The sequence below is a fragment of the Vibrio rotiferianus genome (assembly GCF_002214395.1).
GTDB lineage: Bacteria > Pseudomonadota > Gammaproteobacteria > Enterobacterales > Vibrionaceae > Vibrio > Vibrio rotiferianus.
In genome coordinates this window covers 1,602,446-1,624,231 of the sequence record NZ_CP018311.1, presented here as the reverse complement: position 1 = coordinate 1,624,231, position 21,786 = coordinate 1,602,446, and the positions used below count along the sequence as shown (strand labels likewise).

Genomic DNA, 21,786 nt, shown 5'->3' with positions numbered 1-21,786 from the left:
TACTGGTAATTTTCCCAGTTTTACTTAACCGGACGAATATTCATTCGAAACAACACCCCGTCGCTGATATATTCACAAGTGAAATAAATGACCTTTAATATTAATACTGGGGGCGCGACATGAACGCCATAACAACTTACCTTCACAATGGTAAAGCTAGCAAACGAATGCATGTAATGACCAAGCCAATTGGGGCTGCGTGTAACATCGACTGCACTTATTGCTACTACTTAAGTAAACAAGACCTACTGGAGTATAAGGAAGGCTGCTCCCCTAAAATGTCTTACGAGGATCTTGAATCCTATATTTCTCAGTATATTGAGCAACAAAATACCCCTGAAATAATATTTTCTTGGCAAGGTGGAGAGCCGACCATGCTCGGACTACCTTATTTTGAGGATATTGTTAGACTACAAAAAAAATACGCCCCTATAGGTGTCAAGATCTCAAATGATTTACAGACTAACGGTACCTTGCTCAATGATAAATGGTGTGAGTTTCTAGCCAAAAACAATTTTTTAGTGGGATTAAGCATTGATGGCCCGCAAATGTATCATGATGCCTTCCGTACAAACAAATCTGGGAGAGGCACATTTTCTCGAGTAATGCAGTCTGTTGAATTACTACACAAACACAATGTCAACTTTGCAACGTTGACTTGTATAAATAGTTTAACGAGCAAGCAACCTGTTGAGATTTATCGATTTCTTAGAGACGTAGTTCGTTCTCCTCAAATCCAGTTCATTCCGATAGTCGAACCAAAATCATTTCGTGAAACTGCTCCACAACACTGGAAATCTCGCGAGATGCCAGTAATGGATTCTAAACAAACCGACCCAGCAGAAAAAAGTTCTGTTGTCGAATCTTGGTGTGTAAAAAGTCAAGACTGGGGTACGTTTTTATGCAAAGTCTTTGACGAATGGTTTAACCACGATTTAGGCCGAGTCAACGTACAGTATTTCGAAGCCGCTTTCATTTCTTGGACAGGTCAAGATAGCCCTCTTTGTACGCAGGGAAGTATTTGCGGTAAGGGTTTAGCGATGGAGCCTAATGGCGATGTTTTCACTTGCGACCACTATGTTTATCCAGAATACAAAATTGGCAATGCATACGAAAATAAACTCGATGACATGGCGTTCTCGATGAAGCAGCAACAATTTGGGTTCAACAAAACGAGAACATTAACTCAACAATGTAAAAAGTGTGACTACGCTTTTGCTTGTTATGGCGAGTGTCCAAAAAATCGTTTCGTTCGCTCTCATGACGGTGAGGCTGGCCACAATTATCTATGTTCTGGTTGGCATAAATTCTTTAAACACATCGACCCTTTTATGTCATACATCGTACGAAGCCTAGGATACGAAGTTAAAAAGCAAAGTAACTTCCGATAACTTAAAGGGCCCATTTCCATACAAAAGTACCAGTTAATAAACGCCTCATCACTAGAACATTCGTCAACTCAAAATGGACGACAAGGAGTTGCCGAAGGAGACAGATTCATTGAATGCTCCTCCCTATATGTAATAGTCCGATAAACACTGTTTATCGGATTTTTTGTTTTCAGCCTTAAACCACCTACTTCAACTGGCTAACACGCCCACTTGCTTACCCAAACTACAGTTGTATATCCGCTGAGCTGAGCTTTTCAAACGTTAACGTTGCGGAAGTGCTCCCCTAATTACTTAAGCAGACACATCGTAAAATCATTGAGATATCACGTGATAGGCCGTGTACTATCGTTCGTTGTTAATTCTTTTCCACAACTTTAAGACCGTAGAAACCTTCGCATTATCAGAGCGAGCGGTGGGCAAGAAATGCTGTTCAGACCATTCGTTTACCGCTTTTTCAGGTACACTCCCCCTGATTTCAACGCGCCCTGTTTTCTTCATATTTTGGTTATACAAATGTCTATGCACTTCTCTCCAATCTCTTGATACAAGGCTGCGCATCAGAAAAAAGATTGGTGGTAAATTCTCTTGGTCAAAGCGACAAATAAAGTAACGTACAGAGGCTGTCAATACTGAAATCAGTAATCCGATAACGATACAATGAACCCAGTACTGCATTAACCAACTTTTAGGAGTGTGAGGTATATTTACTTCCAAACCCGTTAATTCTGCGCTTCTTAGGCTCTGCGTTTTAGTATCCCACCACTCTAACTCTATTGGCGGCACCATTAACGTGCCACTATTGTGGACAATATAAGTATGGACGACCGTTTTTTCTGCAGAATACCGCCCTCGGCTTTGCATGTCTTTTGATGTTAAAACTTCGCTATAACTATTAGTGCCAGCCAGTTCAAGTGCGTTAAGTTCTGGCAATAGAGATACTGTTGTTTCATCGGCCTTGATGTGTAGCGTTCTCGTAATGGCGTCACCGACTTTTAAGTCACCCAATTCGTTCCACGTCTGACCAAATTGAACGTCTGTCGAAGCCGGAGTCTGCGATGAGTTAACACCATTTGATTGCATAACCTCAAAGCTAACACTGGGAGTCTGTATATAGCCTTCTGCACTTCCACCTTCCTCCAAAGACACTGAAGCCGCGAGCGTTAGGTTCGGTATATGATAGCGACCACTATCAAGCGGATAGATGGCGAGTTGCCACTCCTGAACTGACCAGGTTTGACCTTGCAGTTTCTCAGTATAATTGGAGGCAAGCTTATCTCTTTGCTGAACAAGGGCTTGACTCAGGCTTAGAGACGTAACTCGAGTGCCTCGAGTAAACCATCTATCGGTAGACACTTTCACAATGAGATCGATTTGCTCATTGACTGCTGCTGCTCTATATAATTGGTTTGCGCGCTTTGTTTGCCCTTCAACTGATAGAAAGACTTCCACTTTCAATTTGCCCTCATCAAACAAAGCCTTTAGGTCAGTTGATGCCGCAGAAAAAGCGGGGAAAAGTAACGCAGCAACTACTGACATTATCTTTAAGTAAGTCTTTTTAGTCGCGTTCATTAGACGATTCCTTCTGCTGCAGCTGTATTGCAAATTTTGTCGCTAAAAAGGCTTGTTGGTTGCCTTCCACTTGCTTCATCCATGCATCGAACATGGCTTTATTCGCGCGCAGCTGATTTGCGCTAAACTTTTGCTTTTGAACCTGTCTCTTGGCCACTTTTTCTTCAGCACCATCGCTTGTTTGTGGCGCATCTCCAAGCTCTTTACTGGATTCGTTTTCTGTATTCGCTTGGCTTTCACTCTGTCGATTGATGTCTTCGATAATTTTTTCGACGATCACCAAGTTCGTTTTTGCAGCTTCGAAATCCGGGTATTGCCTTAGGATTTGCTTATACATCTGCCTGGCAACAACATACTCTCGGAGTTGGGATGCAGAGTTTGCTGCACCTAACATCCCTTGCTTATTGTTTACCCGTAGATAATACGCATTGGCCAATTCAAAGTTCTCAGCTAAGTAGTAAGCTTGCGCTTTATGCTCCGTTGAGACGAATAGCTCGGCGGCTTTTTGGTAATCACCTCGATTAAAGTACCACTGCGCTTGTTGATCTTTTGTCATCCACAAATCAATAAACTCAAAACTACTCTGTGTACTACCGGTATTCTCTGCACTCACGGGTTGAGCATGCATAACGAGGATAAGTGGCAACAAACACCAATGTACAGTCCACCCTTTCCTAAACCACAATAAAAATATCGCCATAATAATAAATACGAGTGGGTACCCCATATCCTTCCATGGCTGAGCCTGCTCTCCGTTGAGCCGAGTATGGTTAGTTATATGTTTCGATAGCCACTTTATGTCTGAGTCGTCACTCGACATTCTGTGATAATCTCCACTGATTTCCGATGCGAACTGCTTTAACCCTTGTTCATCAAACGGGATGTTACTGGTTCTTGTTTGATCCCCAATACCTAAGATCAACACTTTAATAGAGATGTCATCACGCTGTGCCAACGCCGCATAGAACTCTTTTGCACTACTTCCGACTCCGTCACTCAGTAGGACGATCGTCGCAGAAACCGCTTTCAGAGACATTTTGTTTAACTGGTCTTCAATAATACTCACTGCAAGTTCTGGATACTTACCTTGTAGTGGCATAACTGCAGGACTGAGTGACTGAAGTATAGGAACAAATACGTGTTCATCTTGTGTCAAAGGAACAGCAAGATGTGCACTGCCAGCGTAAGCAATTAATGCCTTATTCTTGCTACTGTTTTCTGCCAACAGATCCTGAACTTTGAGTTTTGCTCTTGAAAGTCGATTAGGTTTAACGTCCGTTTCCAGCATCGACTCTGACGTATCTAAAACAATAAACAACGGTGAATGGTCTTCACTAAATGGCGTGGTTTCCCGTTTCCATGTTGGGCCAGATGCGGTGATAATCACAACGATGCTAACCACTAGCCAAACTTTTATCGGTAATTTTTTACGCCAATGTTTATCACGAGTCCCTAAAGCGAGAGCCAAATGTTTCGGTAATTTTTTTTCCCAAGATGGTTTATTACTTTGCTGCCTTAAAGCAACATAAGCCATTAATAAAAAAGGGATTAACGCCAGTAACCATAGAGGGCGTATAAAATGGAAATCTAATAAACTACTCATTTTACTCGCCCTGCCTTTCTCTACCGAACGACACTCGGATCATAAAGTTAACAATGTAGGCAAAGAGGTAAACCCCCAACCCAAGGCAGATAGGCACATGATGTGCGCTTATTTTAGGTTGATAGCTGAAACTTGCGTATTCCGATGGTTCTAGCTTGTTAAGTGTCGTGTAGATCGCTTGCAACTCTTGATATGACATAGCTTGGAAGGACTCTCCACCACTAAGACGAGCAATCTTTTCAAGCTCTTCAACGTTCATTGCAGACTCTCCCACGGTTTCTGGATCTCCAATTGCGATTGTATGTATGCGAACATTGACATCTCTAGCCAGAGTGGCCGCTTCTATTGGTGGAACCTGACTATCCGTATCATTGCCATCGGTGAGTAAAATAATCACTTTCTCTACTTGATTAGATTCGTCTCCATTCTCTTCAAACACTATCGAATCCTTAGCAATCACTTTCATCGCTAAACCCAAAGCGTCTCCGATGTGGGTGCTTTGACCAGCCATCCCCACCTGTGTTTCCTTTACAAGTGACAGCCAGGTTTTGTGGTCCGCAGTAAAAGGCGCTTGCAAGTACGCTCGGTCTCCGAACAAGATCAAACCCAGACGGTCCCCTTCCCGCTTACCTGAAAACTCGCTCAATACATTCTTTAATGCTTCTAAGCGGGAAATGGGTTCATCACTTCCAGGGAGTTTAAAGTCGCTTGTCTCCATTGAGCCTGACAAATCAACGACAACCATTAGGTCTCGCCCTGCCTTAGTAAAGGTTTGAGGCTCTCCCAAAACAACTGGTTTGCATGCCGCAATAACCAACATTATCCATACAAAAACAAGACACAGTTTTTGCCACCACATTGGCGTAAGGACTTGGCCACCAGTTGTTAGACGCTCTCCACTAAGTTCGATGATTCGACGAAAAAAAGGAACTTTTATGGCCTCATCAGACGTGCGAAAAGCGGGAGCATAGCGGTAAATAATCCAAGGTAGCGGAAGTGAAAGTAATACCAAGGGATACTCAAGCTCCATAGCTGCCCCCTTTTTCCAATTCACCTGTTTTTTCGCCTAAATTACTATGATTCAAGATCCAAAATTCGCAGCACTCCAACAAGTGTTGTTTTTCGTAAGAGGTCATCGCTTCCTCACGCTGGCTAGTCAGAATCTTCATCCATTCGCGACCAATAGTTGAATCGAAGTTTGAACGCTTTGAGCACTGACTATCCATCGCTTTGAGCCACTCTCGCCCAAATAGATGAGCTGTGTAATCTGGGTTATCGGTATTCGAAATTGCTCGGATCTTTGTCATTATTTGAAAGGAATCATATTCAAAAGTATGACTTTCAATGTTTGGTAGTCGGGACATGTATTGTTTTCGATAACGATTTTTTACCCAATGGAGAATACTAGAACGCACTCGTAGACAAACATATAGGCACACTGCGAGCAAAACCACCAGCCAGCCAACGGTTTGAGGTGTAAAAGGAATGGATTGTACGATAAGAGGTTCATGAAAGCCTGTCGGCTCTCCTAATCCATATAAAATCAGGTTTCCAAAACCATTGGATGTCAATTCAGAAATAGACTCGCTCATTACGCTCTCTAAATTCAAAGAAAATAACTGCGAAAGGCTTCAATTTCTTGCCCATCGGTGGTTAGTGTTATGAGTGGAAATTCTGCAGTCGATAATCGTTTAGATAACAGCTTGAACTGCTCTTCTACAGCATCGCTGTACTGTTGCAAAACATCATTATTTGTTAGGCCAAATTGACTCAGTTGCAGCTGATGTTGACCATCGGAAATATTCACACCATCCCAGTCGTGAATATTGGCCTCTATAGGGTCAATGACTTGAACGCCAATAATACGATTGCTTTTTTGTAGGTGTTGTATCAGCCGCATTGAACCCGCTTCAAGTCCATACCAATCGCTAATTATAATAATGGTCGTATTGACCACATTACGCTTCTGTATGCACTTAAGTTGCTTTAAGAAAGATTTGCTCTGATCGACAAAGGCGATATCTTCACCTAATCGGTGATTTTGAGTATGTAGCTGTTGAAGTATTCCCTTTGCATGGCTTTCGCCTTTCTTACAAGGAATAAAAATTGATTCTTCATCTCTTGAGATAAGAGTACCTATTCTGTCACCCTTGCCAATCACGGACCAGATACAGTAAGCAGCCACATTTGCGGCGACAACGGACTTCATGGTATCAACACTACTGAAGAACATGGATTCGCGTTGATCGACACAGACTAGTACGTTTTGCTCTTTCTCTTCGCTATACGCCCTGACGTGAGGTTTACCGGTACGCAGGGTAGTTTTCCAATCTATGTGACGAACATCGTCTCCACGCTGGTAGTGGCGGAGTTCTTCAAAATTCAGTCCTCGGCCTCGGTGATTTGATGAGTGAGCGCCAGAGGGACTGCGCGCATTAACTAACTCCGGAAATCGACTCTTTGTATTCGTAGCGCATTTAATTCGATACAACAGGTCGAGTTGGGTGTACACGCGGCAATCATGCTTCAAACCTTCGTATAACGGATTCATAAGAAATTACCCTATAGAGACGTTCGTTAAAAGGTCATCAATCACCATATCTGATGTCACTTGCTCATACATCGCTTCATGGTTCAGCGTTAATCGGTGTCCTAAAACACTATGAGCTACTGCACGGATATCATCCGGCTCAACGTAGTCACGATTATCTAACCAGGCATGCGCTCGAGCACATTTATCTAACGCTATTGAAGCACGAGGGCTAACACCGACCTCTAGCCATTTCGGGAAAGTGGCATTCGGGTACTCTTCACCATATCGAGTTGCGGTAATAAGGTTGACAATGTACTGTTCCATAGTAGGAGCAATACGAACTAGAGAGACTTCTTTCTGCGCCATCAGTACATCTTCAACACTTGCATGCAACGGATTAACTTTATTTGAAGATTGGGCCTGATATTCTTCACTTCTGACTAAGCGAATGATGTCCAACTCAGCTTCTTTTGAAGGAAAATCCACATTTACTTTCAGCAAAAAACGGTCAAGTTGAGCTTCTGGAAGAGGATACGTTCCCTCTTGATCAAGAGGGTTTTGGGTTGCTAACACCAAAAAGAGTTCAGGCAAATTATGGGTTTGCCCCGCAACAGTTACAGTGCGTTCTGCCATGGCTTCTAACAACGCAGCCTGAACCTTTGCCGGAGCTCGGTTCACTTCATCAGCTAACACTAGTTGATTAAAGATAGGGCCTTCTTCAAAGGTAATTGAAGGCTTGCCATTCACTTCACGATAAACTTCTGAGCCAGTGACATCGGAAGGTAAAAGATCTGGCGTAAACTGAACTCTACCTAGTTGAGCATTTATTGCCTTAGCGAGGGTCTGTATTGACCTTGTCTTTGCTGTCCCCGGCAATCCTTCTAACAACACATGTCCTTTAACCAATAAGCCAATAAAGATAGATTTAATCACTTCCTCTTGGCCAATAACTGAACGACAGACCGACTGATAAGTTCGCTGCAAATTATTGTAAGGTTCACTATTGCTCATGTTAAGCCTCCAATTTATCTGCATTAAATTTATATGGTTGAGCGGGACTAAATAACTCGTAAATATACGAGTTTTTATTTACACCAAATAAAAAAGCCACTTCATCAAGTGAAGTGGCTTTTTATAGATTATAGTTAAATACGTTACATAGCGTTTAGGTATGATTTATATGAATGCAGTCTGACAGTTGCTGCACCGATAACATCAATAAATCCTAATAGACTATGAGGCTTCTTCGCTGAAATCCAAGCAGAACCAGTTGCACCAATCGGAATATACTTACCGTCAGGCTCAATAATTTCCAATATCACCGTTCGGCCATGACTACTCGTATTTGCGCCAACGTGTTGGCGTACACTCTGCGGCCCTTGAATAGGAGAGACTGATGATTCGCCAGTACCAGCTGTAAAACTATGCACTCGCGCACGGAAAACTTCACCTGGATACGCGTCTACGTAAAACTCAGCAAACTGACCAGTCTCAACATATCGGAACGTTTGATCTGGGATTCGCATCTCAACAAATTTACGCGATGTGTCATAAATATGCATATTACCCACACGGCTACCATTTGCTACGTTCACCACTGCTACTTGACCATCAAAAGGCGCTGTCACAGTTTTAAGAGATTGAACAAATTCAACTTTCTTGTAGTCAGCTTGTAATGAATCAAGCTGAGAGCGAGCAATTCTCAATTGCGAAGTGTAATTTTCAACATCTCGTTCTTTAAATATTTCCGGAGAAGTCTTAGCACGTTCAAGATCTCGCTCCATTTGAGCAATCGACTCTTCTTGCTTAGTAATCGCTGCAGTAATTTTCGCAAGCTCCGCGACAGAAGTAGTGTCAACGAGTGTATATATAGGGTCACCCTGCTTCACGATCTGGTTATGATCAACAAGAATCTCATCGATCTGTTCACCAAAAATAGGAGATAATACTGCATGAGGCGCTTTTACCGTAGAAGAGTACGTCATATCTACTGGTGCCCATAATCTAGAAAGTATACCTAAGAATACTAAGATGAACACACCACCAGAAATAATCCAAAAAGCACTCTTAAGAGTCCATTTAATTGCTCCTGTAGATACAAGTATCCACATTAACAAAATATAGGGAATCATAATCTCTTTCATTTTAGTGCTCCGACTTACTCATGTTGATATCTTTATTGTCTGTATCATCAAACTTCATACTTGATATACCATCTCTTATCACTTTACTCAGCGAAGAACCAATGTGCTGCCAATTCGCAAACGCAATGATTATTGCTAATACCCACCACGCTTTATGTATTAGTAGACCACATAAAGAAAGCGCAAATACGAGTTGAACGTGAGTACTCTTTTTCTCTTTGGCTTTATGGACGGCTACTTCATGAATCTCCCATAGCAAGTAGGCTACAAAAAGCGCTAACGCTATAGTTACCGCAAACAAATAACCGCTAAAATATTCACTATTTAAAATGGTCATCATGGTGGGATTTGGTGTATTGGTAAACATGCTCATATCAATGTCTTTAGAATTGACCATTCCCATTGGAGCAAGCACATATGCACCGCCTAACATCACGGCCATAAACGCAAAAAACTTTATAAATACCAATATAATGGCCCAAATGACTCGAACTATGCTCTTTAGAACATTCATAACAGCCCTCGCTGGTCTGGCTAAAAAAATAAGAAGTTTATGGAGTGAATGCTATGGGCTATCTCTCTTTGTAACCACCCGAAAAATTACTAGTCCAATGACAAATATAGGGGCCATCTCATTTTTCGATAAAGTGATTCCTGAATATAGATAATTGTTCGAACGCTGTTCAATTGTAGTATGTGATAAAAATTTAAGGACCATCACATGAACATGAACATGAACATGAACATGAACATGAACATGAACATGAACTCACAACATCTCTGCTTAGTCACGCTTTCTTTAAGTTTGCTTGGTTGTAATCAAGCTTCTACCTACCCCCCAACAGGGACATAGATAGTAAACCGTCAACACCAAAAGCAAGCGCAATGGTAGGGGCAATTACCAGCATCCAGCTTCATCGTTATAACGATATGATTAAATTGCTGGTTCAAGAAGAGTTAGAGAATTGGCAGCATGCCCAGCCTGGGCGCAAAACACACTTTATCGATATCAATCTGACTGACGCTGAAAATCAAAAGTTTATAAATGCGATCCCTACCAACTTCACACTAGAACCCAATCAGGTAGATGTACTGATAGAGCACGGCTACCAAACCATCGCAAAAGAAAAAGCATTGCGCCTATCACGTGATACACATAGCCAGTAAAATTACTGGTTATGTCCTGCAAACCGTTAATTCAATACCAATACACCTCTTGATGCGTATAATAAACAAACAATTCGTTCTACAAATATGAATACTGGCATGAATATAAACGTCAATGTACTGAGGATTTTTCATAGTGTTGTTGAATGCGGTGGCTTTTCCGCTGCAGCAAAAAGCTTAGAGTTACCAGTAACCAATGTCAGTAGAAGAATTATTCAGCTAGAAGAAGAGTTAAATGTTTCTCTTTTTAAGCGAACCACTCGTGTCGTTGTACCCACTGAAGCGGGGGAAATTTTCTACCAACGAACGAAGTCGATATGTTCAAACTTAGACAGTGCTATCGAAGAGTTAACCAGCCGCCATACTGCATTAGAAGGAAAAATCCGAATTCAATTGCTTCCCGCAGCAATACCTCTACTTCCTTATCTCAATGAATTCCAGACAATCCATCCAAACATATCGCTTGATCTTGTGGTAGAAAGCCAAAATATTGGATTAATTGAAAATGGTATTGATTTGGCAATTAAAGTTGGGGATCAAAATGATTCTAATTTGAAGTGTCGAAAGTTACTCACAATGAAGCGGGTAATCGTAGCATCGCCTGATTACCTAAAGTCACACACCTTCCCTCAGTCCATTCAGGATATTCAAGATCATAATTGCTTAAGATTTCGCGATTCCGACAATAAAATAGAATCAATTTGGGAAAGTGCTGACCTCGAAACTGAAAAAAGACAGGGTAATTTTGTTTCAAATGATATCAGTTTAATTCATCAAGCAACATTGCTAGGACAAGGCGTTGCATTACTTCCTTGGATTATATGTGAAGAAGACATTAAACAAGGAAAACTCGTACAACTATTGGAGAAAGAGTACACTTTCAATACAGACATCTGGTTATTGTACCCAAATCACCAATATCAATCTTCATCATTAAAAACACTCATTGAGTTTTTAGTGACTTCAGCTCAAGAGTTTCTACCTAGCTAGCGATACGCTAACTAGGTAGAACCTTAATCCATTATAGTTGGCGACTACCATTCGGACCATTGTCTAATTCAGTGACGTCCATAGATTCTGTTGTTGCCCAGCCAACTTGAACACCATTTTCATCAAACAACTTACCAATAGTTTCCAACATACCACCTGGTTTCCCCATAGCTGGCATCAAGTTTGGACAGCAAGGCTCAACTCTGTATTTTTTACCCTTAACCGGAATCTCAAAGTCCCAGCCATATGACACCCAAATACCTGACTCAAGTTTCGTATAACCATTTTGTTTTTGAGTAAAGCCTACATCCGTTTGCTCACGTGTTCCATCAGCTTTGAACCACGTACACATTTGAAGATCATCGTGGAAGAAATTGTACAGGTTGATACGATCGCCGTCCGCAAATAACAAGCCAGTCCATTCCCATTTGATTGAGTTAGGGTCCACCAAGTCACATACTTGATTATCTAGCCAACCGCGACCATCGAACTCTACACGTGTTTCTTTATCACCTTCACGCTTTACATAGTGGCCATGAGAAGGCATGTTTGGACATGAGTAGTACAATGTTGAACCGGCACCTTCACGCATAAAGCCTTCTTTATCTAACGCTGGATCATTATACCAACGAGCTTCCCCTTTAGCGCTAAGCTCAATTACACCTGATTCATCTTGTGCAGTTAAGTGCATGTTGTCTCCATCCCAACTTAAAGTTGCAGAGAAGTTCTCACCAGAGTAACGCCAAGTCTTCGTTTCAACGTCGTACAAATCGTCGTAGCTGATGTCTGTATATTCCTGATGGTAGAAAACTGTTTCACCAGTATCGACATTAGTTAAGCGATAGAATACCGACGTCAGAGGTGCATCCATTTTGTAGTCTCTACCCGTTTCCGCGTTAATTGGCGCATAGAAGCCATGACCACCTGGTTGGAAAATTAGGTAGATGAAGTATCGAGCACCATCTACACCTACTAGGTTACCCGTGTACCAACGCCATTCTAAAAACCAAGTATCTTGGGGAATATGTGGGCCCCACTCTTCTACTGCGTTTCCACGCGTCCAGTTATTAAAATCATATGGCATAGGGTTAGTAATTTTCATAATTGACCTTTATTGTTGTTTCGTTGATTCAGTAAGGTCAGTATTCAAGATAATTCAGTTATGAAAAATATGAAGAAATGGGAAACACTTTCGCAAATAATGGGAACAACGGCTCCAGTATAGTTTTTTGGGGTTATCGCTAGCGCAGAATGGCTTTATTGTCGTGTTTCTAGTTTGTTGCTCTGTAACGAGATTTTGGCATAAGGCTAAGATGCGTAACTGATGTAGCTGGACGGATAGTAACTTCCTTATTTAGTTCTATCGAATTACGCAACAAAGCCATCGCATAGTGAAGGCGTACACTTTTTGTACAAAAAATTTTAATTTCAATCACTTGGATCAATACAGTTGAGGCAGTACGCTATAACGAAATATTTAGCAGACTTACTTTGAGATCTGTCGACGATTTCACTCCGACAAGCACAGTTTTTGTACACCCGGATAGTGAAACAAGCAACTATACAAGGTCAAACCAACTTTCCGTGTTAGAATTACCTAATTATGCGACGACGTAGCTACCTCTTGTGCTTACGGTATTACCGACGCTCTCTTTATATGTCATAGCAAGATTGAGAATTACTAAAGGTTATATATTCAAATGGTTAACAACTCTATCCAGTGGTTTCCGGGCCACATGCATAAAGCCCAAAAAGAGATTGCAGAAGCGATCCCTCAAATTGATGTCATTATTGAAGTGCTTGATGCTCGTATCCCTTTTAGTAGTGAAAACCCTATGATTGCGGAACTCAAGGGAGATAAGCCTGTAGTAAAAGTGCTTAACAAACGCGATCTTGCAGATCCGGAGTTGACTCAAGTTTGGATTGACCACTTCGAGAAAGAGCACAACGTAAAAGCGATTGCCATTACTACCTCTCAACAGTCTGAAGTCCAAAAAATTATGGAGTTGGTACGTAAACTTGCTCCGCATCGTGAAGAAATTGGTAAGAACATTCGTACCATGATCATGGGTATTCCTAATGTTGGGAAGTCGACCATTATCAATACACTTGCGGGCCGTACCATTGCAGTAACAGGCAACCAGCCTGCAGTAACTCGCCGTCAGCAACGTATTAACCTTCAAAACGGAATAGTACTATCTGACACTCCTGGGATTTTGTGGCCAAAAGTAGAAAACCCGCACAGTGGTTTCCGCTTAGCTGCGACTGGTGCAGTTAAAGATACGGCAATGGAATACGATGAAGTAGCCTTCTACACGGTGGAATACCTAGCGGCTCACTACCCTGAAAAGCTAAAAGAGCGTTACCAAATCGACGAACTGCCACAATCGGATATCGAGATCATGGAAGAGATCGGTCGTCGCCGTGGTGCATTGCGTGCTGGCGGACGAGTAGACCTTCACAAAGTATCGGAAATCCTTCTTCACGAACTTCGTCAAGGCACACTGGGTCAAATTACTCTTGAGCTACCAGAGATGATTATTCAAGAGCTAATCGAAGTAGAAATCGAAACTGCTCGCAAAGAAGAAGAGAAAGCGAAACGTAAAGAAGAGCGTCGTAAGCGTTACCTTCGTAATAAGCGATAAAAATACTCTCAAGTACAATTAAAAGCGCGAGTCATCGCGCTTTTTTTGTCACAATGAAACCCAAAATCAACACTAACCAGTTCGCCTATCTGGCCTCAAAAAGTCACCTTAGACTGCCTGTATAAGTAGATTGCATCCCCACAAGCCTATATGCGATTTAGCATAGTTAAAGCCTTAAATATTGAGTTTGCATGGGCTCTCAAACTTATGCAACTTGGGTAATGACACTTCTCTCACAATACGGATCATACACAGTGTCAGCGCTGACGTTTTCTGTATAACGAAGAGAGTATATTATGAGTGACAAAGCTAAAATAAAACCACTTCCTTCCTTTGTTGAGGAGCGTCTGGACTTTTACATCCATGATTTAATAGCAAAAAATCAAAACAAAAAACACCTTGTACTAGGAAAACGCCCAACGGATAGTTCAGTGGTGATGCAAAGTAACGACTACCTATCCTTGTCAAGCAACCGACAGATTCAATCTGACCACCAGCACGCTATATCAGAAGATGATGATAACGTCGTAATGTCGGCGATTTTTTTACAAGATGAACAATCTAAGCCTAAATTTGAACAGCAACTTGCTGATTTTACGGGAATGGAAAGTTGTTTATTGTCCCAATCAGGTTGGGCTGCAAATGTTGGCTTGTTACAAACGATATGTGCACCACAAAATCCCGTCTATATCGACTTCTTCGCCCACATGTCATTGTGGGAGGGAGCTCGTATCGCTGGAGCTGAAATTCGCCCGTTCATGCACAACAACATGAACCACCTTCAAAAGCAAATCAAGCGACACGGTGAGGGCATTATTATCGTTGATTCTATTTACAGCACTATTGGAACCATAGCGCCCCTCGAAACAATCTACGAAATTGCTTCTGAATCAAACTGTGCTCTTATCGTCGATGAGTCACATTCATTAGGTACACATGGCCCTGCAGGAGCCGGGCTGGTAAAAGCACTTGGTTTAACGAGTAAAGTAGATTTTATTACGGTTAGCTTAGCCAAAACATTTGCTTATCGGGCAGGCGCAATCTTGGGCCCGCAAAAGCTATCTCAATCGCTCCCGTTTGTTGCGTATCCTGCTATTTTTAGCTCGACAATTCTTCCTCAAGAAGTTGTCCGCTTGGAATCTACGCTGAACGTTATTAAAAGTGCGGATGACAAACGAAAAGCTTTGTTTGCACGTTCATCATCTTTAAGAACCGGACTAAAGCAGATTGGATTTCAGATTCGTAGTGAATCACAGATCATTGCTTTGGAATGTGGAAGCGAAGAGAACACGGAAAGAGTGAGGGACTTTTTAGAGGAACATGATGTATTTGGAGCCGTTTTCTGTCGACCAGCTACAGGAAAAAACAAGAATATCATTCGTTTTTCTATCAACGCTGATATCACAACAGCTCAAGTCGAACACGTATTGGCCGTGTGCGAAAAGGCTTTCAATAACCCTGAACTAGAATTTGTCTAAATAACTGTTTTAGTACGAATAAGCTCGGAGCTCAGTTCGCTGAGCTCTATATCCAATGAGCAATTTTGTCAAACAATCGAGCTTTATCAGCTGGCTTGACGATAAAATCAGACATGCCTGATGACTCTATCTTTTCAAGTGTCACCGGTGAGCTATCACCTGTATGTGCAATAATTGGAATCGTCGAGTAAGCACACTTCGAACTACGAATCTTGCGCGATGTTTCAATCCCATCCATCACTGGCATTTCAATATCCATTAAAATTAAATCAATACTTTCAGAACTCAAAGCTTCCAGTGCTTGTTCGCCATCTTCTTTCTGAATAACATCAAACCCCTGCTTTTCTAACAACAACGCGGTGAACTTTCGTAGCGATTCATTATCGTCAACGACCATGATAGTCCTTCTGTTATCGTGCTCTATTTCTCGAATAGGGGCCGCAGCAGACTCATAATCAACATCAAACAATAACCGTTCGATCGTCGTGTAAGTGTTTAGTAACCAAGCTTGAGTCTCCATCCAGATAGGGAAATAACCAGCCTTAATTGGACGAGATGGTGAATGCTGCTGGAATAAGTAAACAATTCGCCCTTCTGTAAATGATAGAAGTGATTCAATTCTATCCAGCTGTGTTCCTCGGATATCAATACTTTCAAGGTCGACAAAAATCACGTCATACTCGAACTCGTACTCTTTCTTATTGAAGACATCCAACGTATTAATAACATCAAACTGAAACCCCATGTGACGACTTAAGTCTGTCGCCTTACTCACTAGGATCTTTTGGTTAGATATCAACAGTATTGATTTCAACTTGATTAACTCATCCTTTATTTCTTCTACTACTGGCGAATTAAGAAGAGGAAATGTCAGCGTAAATTGAGACCACTCTCCAAGCTCAGAGACACATTTAATATCACCACCGAAGGAGCGCATGACCTTCTTACAAAATGGTAAGCCAAGCCCATAATTTCCAGATTTACCAGTTGTATAGAAGTCCCTAAAAATGTTTTCAAGAGCATCAACCGAGATCCCAGCCCCATTATCAGTAACAACAATGCGGTTGGCATTATCGTTCGACTCAACGGTCACGTGAATATGGAAGTCTTCTGAACTGCGATGATGAAATGCATTTTTAAATAGGTTGTAAACTACGTACTTTAACAAAGTGTCACTACCTAAAAAGTCAAAGCTACTCCGGATATCGATTGATATTGCCGCCCTATCTGACGCTCGCTTGTAACTGAAACTTTCAATTGCATTTTCAATCACTTGTTGGACATTATGCTTTTTAAAGGTAGCGCGAGAAACTCTATTCTCATCTATTGATGTCAGCAACAAATCGATAGTCTCATTACCTGACTGAATCATTTTCATTGCGTCATCGCTAATCTCGCGCAATAACTCAATATCTTCAATGGACAGTTGATAAGTGTCTTTTTTCTCTTGTTTTGGATCTGGAATAATTGACTGCATCACATCGATGGAAGAGCAAAGCCCGCTTAACGGGTTACGCATTTCGTGAGCAATCCCCGCTCCAAATGACTTAGCTATTGATACTTTCGCTTCATGTTCAACTTGGTTTCTAAAATAAAATAGATTGCCAAAAAGATAGATAAACAAAAAGATCGGAACATGAGTCCAATCCATCGTTATATGCAGGTGAAACCCTTTCGAGGCCCACGCAAAAAACGTAGCCAGAAAAACCCCAACGAACGTTTGGATAAACATCACTCGAGTGATATGGACCAAAAGGATATGCAAAAAAATCGCCGACATAAATGACATAACCCAAACATTGGACCAATCATTCATCAGCAACATATAGAAAAAGAAAAATGGTAAGCAAAGGGTTATAGCAAACTGATAGTACCAATGCATGTTTGCTTTTAGGCGAGAGCTTAATTTGTTTCTAACGATAATCCCGAGAAATAGAAGTGAGCAAAACAAGCGCAGCGGTAAGTTTTCGTATGGCTGTGGGAACAAGTACTCCCATACAATAAAGTACGTCGGAAAGCCAACAAACCCCATCCAACCAACTAACGTCAGATTCGGCTCTGCATACTGGTATACCTTACGCAATGCATCCATACTATCGTGCCAACGACCCATTTAAACCTATTTCATTGAAATTATAGACATAACAACTCTAGAACTAATTATATATCAGTTAATACAGTGATGCAGCGCAGCGCTCTTTCTTTTGTTTGTGACACGTGTTTTCTATTTGAGAACTATTGTTTATTTGAGTGCTTTTTAAGCAGTAATATTAGATGAGAGAAACAAAAAAAGCAGCTCTTGGCTGCTTTGTTGTTGGGGCAATACTCTTAAAAATCAGGAGTAAACGACGTGCTCTTCTATCCCAGACACTAATGACTGAGCATTCGTCCATCGAAACACTTTTTCTAATACTTCACTACCGCCTGGAGCTCGCCAGTTTCGTTCTTTACATTCCTGACCACCAAGATGTCGATAGAACTCGACTGCTTGCGTATTTTGAGACACGACCTCCAAGTAAAGGCCGCTGTCTTTAAAGTATTGTTGATGCCACTCAGCAACAGCTAACAAAAGCTGCTTTCCTATCCCACGACCGCGATAGCCATCATCAACATGCAAAGCCTCAATAAAACTACCACGCTCAAAGTCGTGATTGCCAAACACACAAACAAAACCAAGAAGAAGACCGCCCTCTTCGGCTAAAACGATATGTTGGTTAAATGGTGGATTGGTTAAGCGCGTTTGCCATATCAACAATTTGTCGTCGATGGCTTCACTATCTAAGTAACTGTCACTCAAAACACCACGGTAGTGACGCTTCCAACTGTCCGCATGTAACTGCGCTATGCGTTCATAATCCTTATATTCCGCTACTCGTAATTCCATTACGTATTCCTATGTTTTCTATTGCTTCTCTAGCTAGCGTTGGCATTTTCCACCTCATATACCGCTAATTATTGGTAGATACTTCAAACCTAACGCCTCAGCTCATTGATTAATACTACTCATTATTCATTTAAAAGCAAAATATCCCACTCTAAGCTGCCAATAATGCGACATTTCTTTTAGTGATAGAACTGTCACATCTCGAAACAAAGTCAAATAACTATGATTTGACTTACACGTGTACGCTGATATTCTAGCGTACAGTTGTTAGCTCAAAGTTAGGGGCACATTGTGAAGCATAATAAACCACCACTCATCTGGTTGAATATTTTGATATTTTCTGCCAGTTTCATTCTCACCTTTGTTGTACTACCTTGGTATGCATACCGCTACAGTTTAGGTTGGGAACATCTAATCTGGGGCATTATTGCCTTTAGTTTCACCAACCTCTCTATTACAGCGGGCTATCACCGCCTTTGGAGTCACAAAACCTACGAAGCTCACCCAGTTTTACGATTCATCTTTGCCATCGGTGGTGCTTTCTCTCTACAAAACAGTGCTATGCATTGGTCATCTGATCATAGAGTTCACCACAAACATGTCGACGACAACGACAAAGACCCCTACTCAGCTAAGCGCGGTTTTTGGTATTCACATATTGGTTGGATGCTTCGTGACTACAATCATTCAAAGGAAAGCGAGTACACCAATTGTCGCGATTTGAAGCGCGACAAAATCGTTGTGTGGCAACACAAGTATTATGTTCTTTTGGCTATCGTGACCAACATCGGCTTCCCTCTTGCGCTTGGGCTTATTTACGGCGATATCTGGGGAATGTTCTTGATCGTTGGTGCCGCTCGCCTATTCTTGAGCCATCACACTACTTTCTTCATCAATTCGCTGGCACACGTTTGGGGCAAGCAGACTTTCACCGACAAAAACACCGCTCGCGATAACGGCATTTTGGCATTCTTTACCTTTGGTGAGGGCTATCATAACTTTCACCACATCTTTGAGAACGATTACCGCAATGGCGTCTACTGGTGGCACTACGATCCAACCAAATGGCTAATCAAATCATGTTCTTGGTTAGGTTTGACGACGAAGCTTCGCACGACCTCGACATTTCGTATTGAGAAAGCACGAGCAACTCAATTATTGAAGAAAGCCAAAGAGAAACTAGAGAGTAAGCCAAATAGCCAATCGATTAGAGATCAGCTTCAGAAGGAATTCGATGCACTTGTACACCACATGCAAGAATATTACGAAGCACGTAAAGAAGTGCTGGGTGAGAAAACAGCAACGGTAGTGAAAAAGTACGAACGTTCAGTATCAAAGCTGAAATACGAACAAATTAAGGAAGAATTTGAACGTCAACAACGCAGTTGGAACCTCTTAGTTCGACGCTACGCATAACGTGTAACTCGCGCTTCAATATAAAGACGTCTAAACAAAAGCTCCGTTCATTCGGAGCTTTTTTGTTCAACCAAGCTTCTTTAACGTGATCCAGCTCGAACTATTGTTTTTCCCACTTTTTAATCATTTCGTGCGATTTTTATTCAACAAATTGTTCATATTTTCGTTTCATTAAAAACAACAAAACCAGTACATAACACCTGAAAAACGTAATTTAAACAATATAATCCAACGCAATTATTTATTAATCTATTATTTGTTTTAGATCATGCTAGCTCCAATTTAGTCTCGTGCCACAGGAAAGAATTCTGTAAATTCCCAGACATAAACTGAAACAGTTTCTTTCTTTTGTTCATAATATTTGGAGACAACCCTATGTTAGAGCTCTTAATTGGCTTAGCAGTGACCATTGCTGTGGGTTATTTCATCGTCAAAGGCTATAAAGCTGCTGGCGTGTTATTAACCGCAGGTATTAGTTTGCTTCTTATGACTGGCATTCTTGGCCATGACGTTCTGCCATCAAAAGTAACCTCAACGGGTAATATGGTGACGGACGCACTAGAGTACGTAAAATACATGCTTCAATACCGTGGTGGCGGTCTTGGTATGCAAATCATGCTACTTTGCGGTTTCGCGTCTTACATGACGCACATCGGCGCAAACAATGTAGTAGTAAAACAGTTCTCTAAACCGCTTTCTGTTATCAAGTCTCCATACGTCCTTTTGGTAGCGGCTTACATCGTGGCATGTTTGATGTCTCTTGCAGTGAGTTCAGCAACAGGTCTAGGCGTGCTATTGATGGCTACCCTATTCCCAATGATGACGGCAATGGGCATCTCTCGCCCTGCAGCCGTAGCAGTGTGTGCTTCACCAGCAGCAATCATCCTTTCACCAACATCAGGTGATGTGGTTATCGCCGCTGAAAAATCTGGTCTGGCTCTTGACGTATTTGCAGTTCAAACCGTACTTCCTGTTTCTATTTGCGCAATCATCGTAATGGCAGCGGCGGCCTTCTTCTGGAACAAATACCTAGACAAGAAAGAAAATACTCCGATGGAGAGAATCGACGTATCTGAAATTAAAGCAGATGCGCCAGCATTTTATGCCGTGCTACCTTTCCTACCAATCATCGGTGTATTCCTATTCAACGGCCGCACAATCCCTGGTCTAAGCCTAGATATTTACACCATCGTAGTTGGTTCAATTTTCTTGGGCGCCATTATTCACTACGTTGTGAACAAGTTCGATGGCAAGAAATCTCTTGAAGATCTAGACTCATGTTACGCGGGTATGGCGGATGCGTTCAAAGGCGTAGTAATGCTGTTGGTAGCTGCGGGCGTATTCGCGCAAGGTTTAATGTCTATCGGTGCAATCGACAACCTACTTCACCTAGCAGATAACGCTGGTGCAGGCGGCGTTGCTCTGATGCTGCTCCTAACTGGCCTTACTGTTGCAGCGGCAATCGCAACAGGTTCTGGTAACGCACCATTCTACGCGTTCGTAGAACTTGCTCCTTCACTGGCTGCGAAGATGGGTTTAAACCCTGCGTTCCTAATCATCCCAATGCTTCAAGCATCTAACCTCGGTCGTACTATCTCGCCAGTATCTGGTGTAATCGTTGCGACTTCTGGTATGGCAAACATCAGCCCGTTTGAGGTAGTAAAACGTACATCAGTGCCAGTTCTAGCGGGTCTGATTACCGTGATCATCGGTACTATGGTGCTTGTACCAATGACGGCATAAGTGCTAATCACAATCATCTAGTTCGTAAAAGCTCGGCAGTTTTGTCGGGCTTTTTTATTTCTACTCCATATACCTCGTCATTACCTTTCTCTTCTCTTTGACACCTCGTACTGAATACGCAACACATCCAATAATTACATAATATTGCACATTATAAGTAAGTCTAATTTGCTTAATATCTCAACTACTTATATAAAGTCCAAATACATTCACAAAATGGAAC

19 protein-coding genes are annotated in these 21,786 nt (G+C 41.7%); 8 read left to right on the top strand and 11 right to left on the bottom strand.

Translation table 11 applies throughout. The features are described from left to right. Positions 1-119: 119 nt before the first annotated feature. Positions 120-1,391 (top strand): anaerobic sulfatase maturase, encoded by a 1,272-nt coding sequence (locus BSZ04_RS07600; protein WP_088880048.1) that lies wholly within the window; start codon positions 120-122, stop codon positions 1,389-1,391. Between the two features lie 342 nt (positions 1,392-1,733). On the opposite strand, the gene BSZ04_RS07595 is transcribed toward BSZ04_RS07600, so the two are convergent. The 8 genes from BSZ04_RS07595 to BSZ04_RS07560 form a co-directional block, all read right to left on the bottom strand. Continuing rightward, on the bottom strand, positions 1,734-2,960 hold the full coding sequence (locus BSZ04_RS07595; protein ID WP_088880047.1) for a BatD family protein: 1,227 nt from the start codon (positions 2,958-2,960) through the stop codon (positions 1,734-1,736). Then, positions 2,947-4,563, bottom strand: coding sequence for a vWA domain-containing protein (locus BSZ04_RS07590; RefSeq protein WP_088880046.1), 1,617 nt, complete (start codon positions 4,561-4,563; stop codon positions 2,947-2,949). The genes BSZ04_RS07595 and BSZ04_RS07590 overlap by 14 nt, the downstream gene beginning before the upstream one ends. A 1-nt stretch (position 4,564) precedes the next feature. Further along, positions 4,565-5,593: a vWA domain-containing protein gene (locus BSZ04_RS07585; RefSeq protein ID WP_088880045.1), complete on the bottom strand. Its 1,029-nt coding sequence runs from the start codon at positions 5,591-5,593 to the stop codon at positions 4,565-4,567. Then, complete coding sequence (locus BSZ04_RS07580; protein WP_088880044.1) at positions 5,583-6,155, bottom strand: DUF4381 domain-containing protein; 573 nt, start codon at positions 6,153-6,155, stop codon at positions 5,583-5,585. Before BSZ04_RS07580 ends, BSZ04_RS07585 begins: the two co-directional genes overlap by 11 nt. 14 nt (positions 6,156-6,169) lie before the next feature. After that, positions 6,170-7,114 (bottom strand): DUF58 domain-containing protein, encoded by a 945-nt coding sequence (locus tag BSZ04_RS07575; protein ID WP_088880043.1) that lies wholly within the window; start codon positions 7,112-7,114, stop codon positions 6,170-6,172. 6 nt (positions 7,115-7,120) lie between these two features. Beyond that, on the bottom strand, positions 7,121-8,107 hold the full coding sequence (locus BSZ04_RS07570; protein WP_088880042.1) for an AAA family ATPase: 987 nt from the start codon (positions 8,105-8,107) through the stop codon (positions 7,121-7,123). 143 nt (positions 8,108-8,250) lie between these two features. Then, the gene (locus BSZ04_RS07565; RefSeq protein WP_088880041.1) at positions 8,251-9,240 is read right to left on the bottom strand and encodes an efflux RND transporter periplasmic adaptor subunit; all 990 of its coding nucleotides are present in this window, start codon (positions 9,238-9,240) and stop codon (positions 8,251-8,253) included. A 1-nt stretch (position 9,241) separates the two neighbouring features. Further along, complete coding sequence (locus BSZ04_RS07560; RefSeq protein WP_231896271.1) at positions 9,242-9,754, bottom strand: magnesium transporter; 513 nt, start codon at positions 9,752-9,754, stop codon at positions 9,242-9,244. A 207-nt stretch (positions 9,755-9,961) separates the two neighbouring features. Here BSZ04_RS07560 and BSZ04_RS25365 point away from each other — a divergent pair, with 207 nt between their 5' ends. The 3 genes from BSZ04_RS25365 to BSZ04_RS07550 all read left to right on the top strand — a co-directional run bounded on the left by BSZ04_RS25365 (position 9,962) and on the right by BSZ04_RS07550 (position 11,397). Next, positions 9,962-10,093 (top strand): hypothetical protein, encoded by a 132-nt coding sequence (locus BSZ04_RS25365; protein ID WP_269456886.1) that lies wholly within the window; start codon positions 9,962-9,964, stop codon positions 10,091-10,093. Between the two features lie 32 nt (positions 10,094-10,125). Next, on the top strand, positions 10,126-10,407 hold the full coding sequence (locus BSZ04_RS07555) for a hypothetical protein (RefSeq protein ID WP_088880040.1): 282 nt from the start codon (positions 10,126-10,128) through the stop codon (positions 10,405-10,407). Between the two features lie 99 nt (positions 10,408-10,506). Beyond that, positions 10,507-11,397: a LysR family transcriptional regulator gene (locus tag BSZ04_RS07550; protein ID WP_161493755.1), complete on the top strand. Its 891-nt coding sequence runs from the start codon at positions 10,507-10,509 to the stop codon at positions 11,395-11,397. 31 nt (positions 11,398-11,428) lie between these two features. Here BSZ04_RS07550 and BSZ04_RS07545 read toward each other — a convergent pair whose 3' ends face one another. Next, positions 11,429-12,499: a lipocalin-like domain-containing protein gene (locus BSZ04_RS07545; protein ID WP_088880038.1), complete on the bottom strand. Its 1,071-nt coding sequence runs from the start codon at positions 12,497-12,499 to the stop codon at positions 11,429-11,431. 598 nt (positions 12,500-13,097) lie between these two features. Here BSZ04_RS07545 and ylqF point away from each other — a divergent pair. Together ylqF and cqsA are read left to right on the top strand one after the other, a co-directional pair. Further along, a complete protein-coding gene (ylqF, locus tag BSZ04_RS07540; RefSeq protein ID WP_088880037.1) occupies positions 13,098-14,042 on the top strand; it encodes a ribosome biogenesis GTPase YlqF in 945 nt (314 codons plus the stop codon). Positions 14,043-14,338: 296 nt separating this feature from the next. Further along, entirely contained in the window at positions 14,339-15,520 is a 1,182-nt protein-coding gene (gene cqsA / locus BSZ04_RS07535; RefSeq protein ID WP_088880036.1) for an alpha-hydroxyketone-type quorum-sensing autoinducer synthase, read from the top strand. 46 nt (positions 15,521-15,566) lie between these two features. On the opposite strand, the gene BSZ04_RS07530 is transcribed toward cqsA, so the two are convergent. Both BSZ04_RS07530 and BSZ04_RS07525 read right to left on the bottom strand, forming a co-directional pair. Continuing rightward, entirely contained in the window at positions 15,567-17,612 is a 2,046-nt protein-coding gene (locus tag BSZ04_RS07530) for a hybrid sensor histidine kinase/response regulator (RefSeq protein ID WP_088880250.1), read from the bottom strand. Between the two features lie 243 nt (positions 17,613-17,855). Further along, entirely contained in the window at positions 17,856-18,404 is a 549-nt protein-coding gene (locus tag BSZ04_RS07525) for a GNAT family N-acetyltransferase (protein ID WP_010452170.1), read from the bottom strand. 291 nt (positions 18,405-18,695) lie between these two features. Between BSZ04_RS07525 and BSZ04_RS07520 the strand changes: the two genes are divergently transcribed. After that, on the top strand, positions 18,696-19,820 hold the full coding sequence (locus BSZ04_RS07520; RefSeq protein WP_088880035.1) for an acyl-CoA desaturase: 1,125 nt from the start codon (positions 18,696-18,698) through the stop codon (positions 19,818-19,820). Between the two features lie 375 nt (positions 19,821-20,195). Then, complete coding sequence (gene dcuC / locus BSZ04_RS07515) at positions 20,196-21,563, top strand: anaerobic C4-dicarboxylate transporter DcuC (RefSeq protein ID WP_010452174.1); 1,368 nt, start codon at positions 20,196-20,198, stop codon at positions 21,561-21,563. Positions 21,564-21,786: the final 223 nt, after the last annotated feature.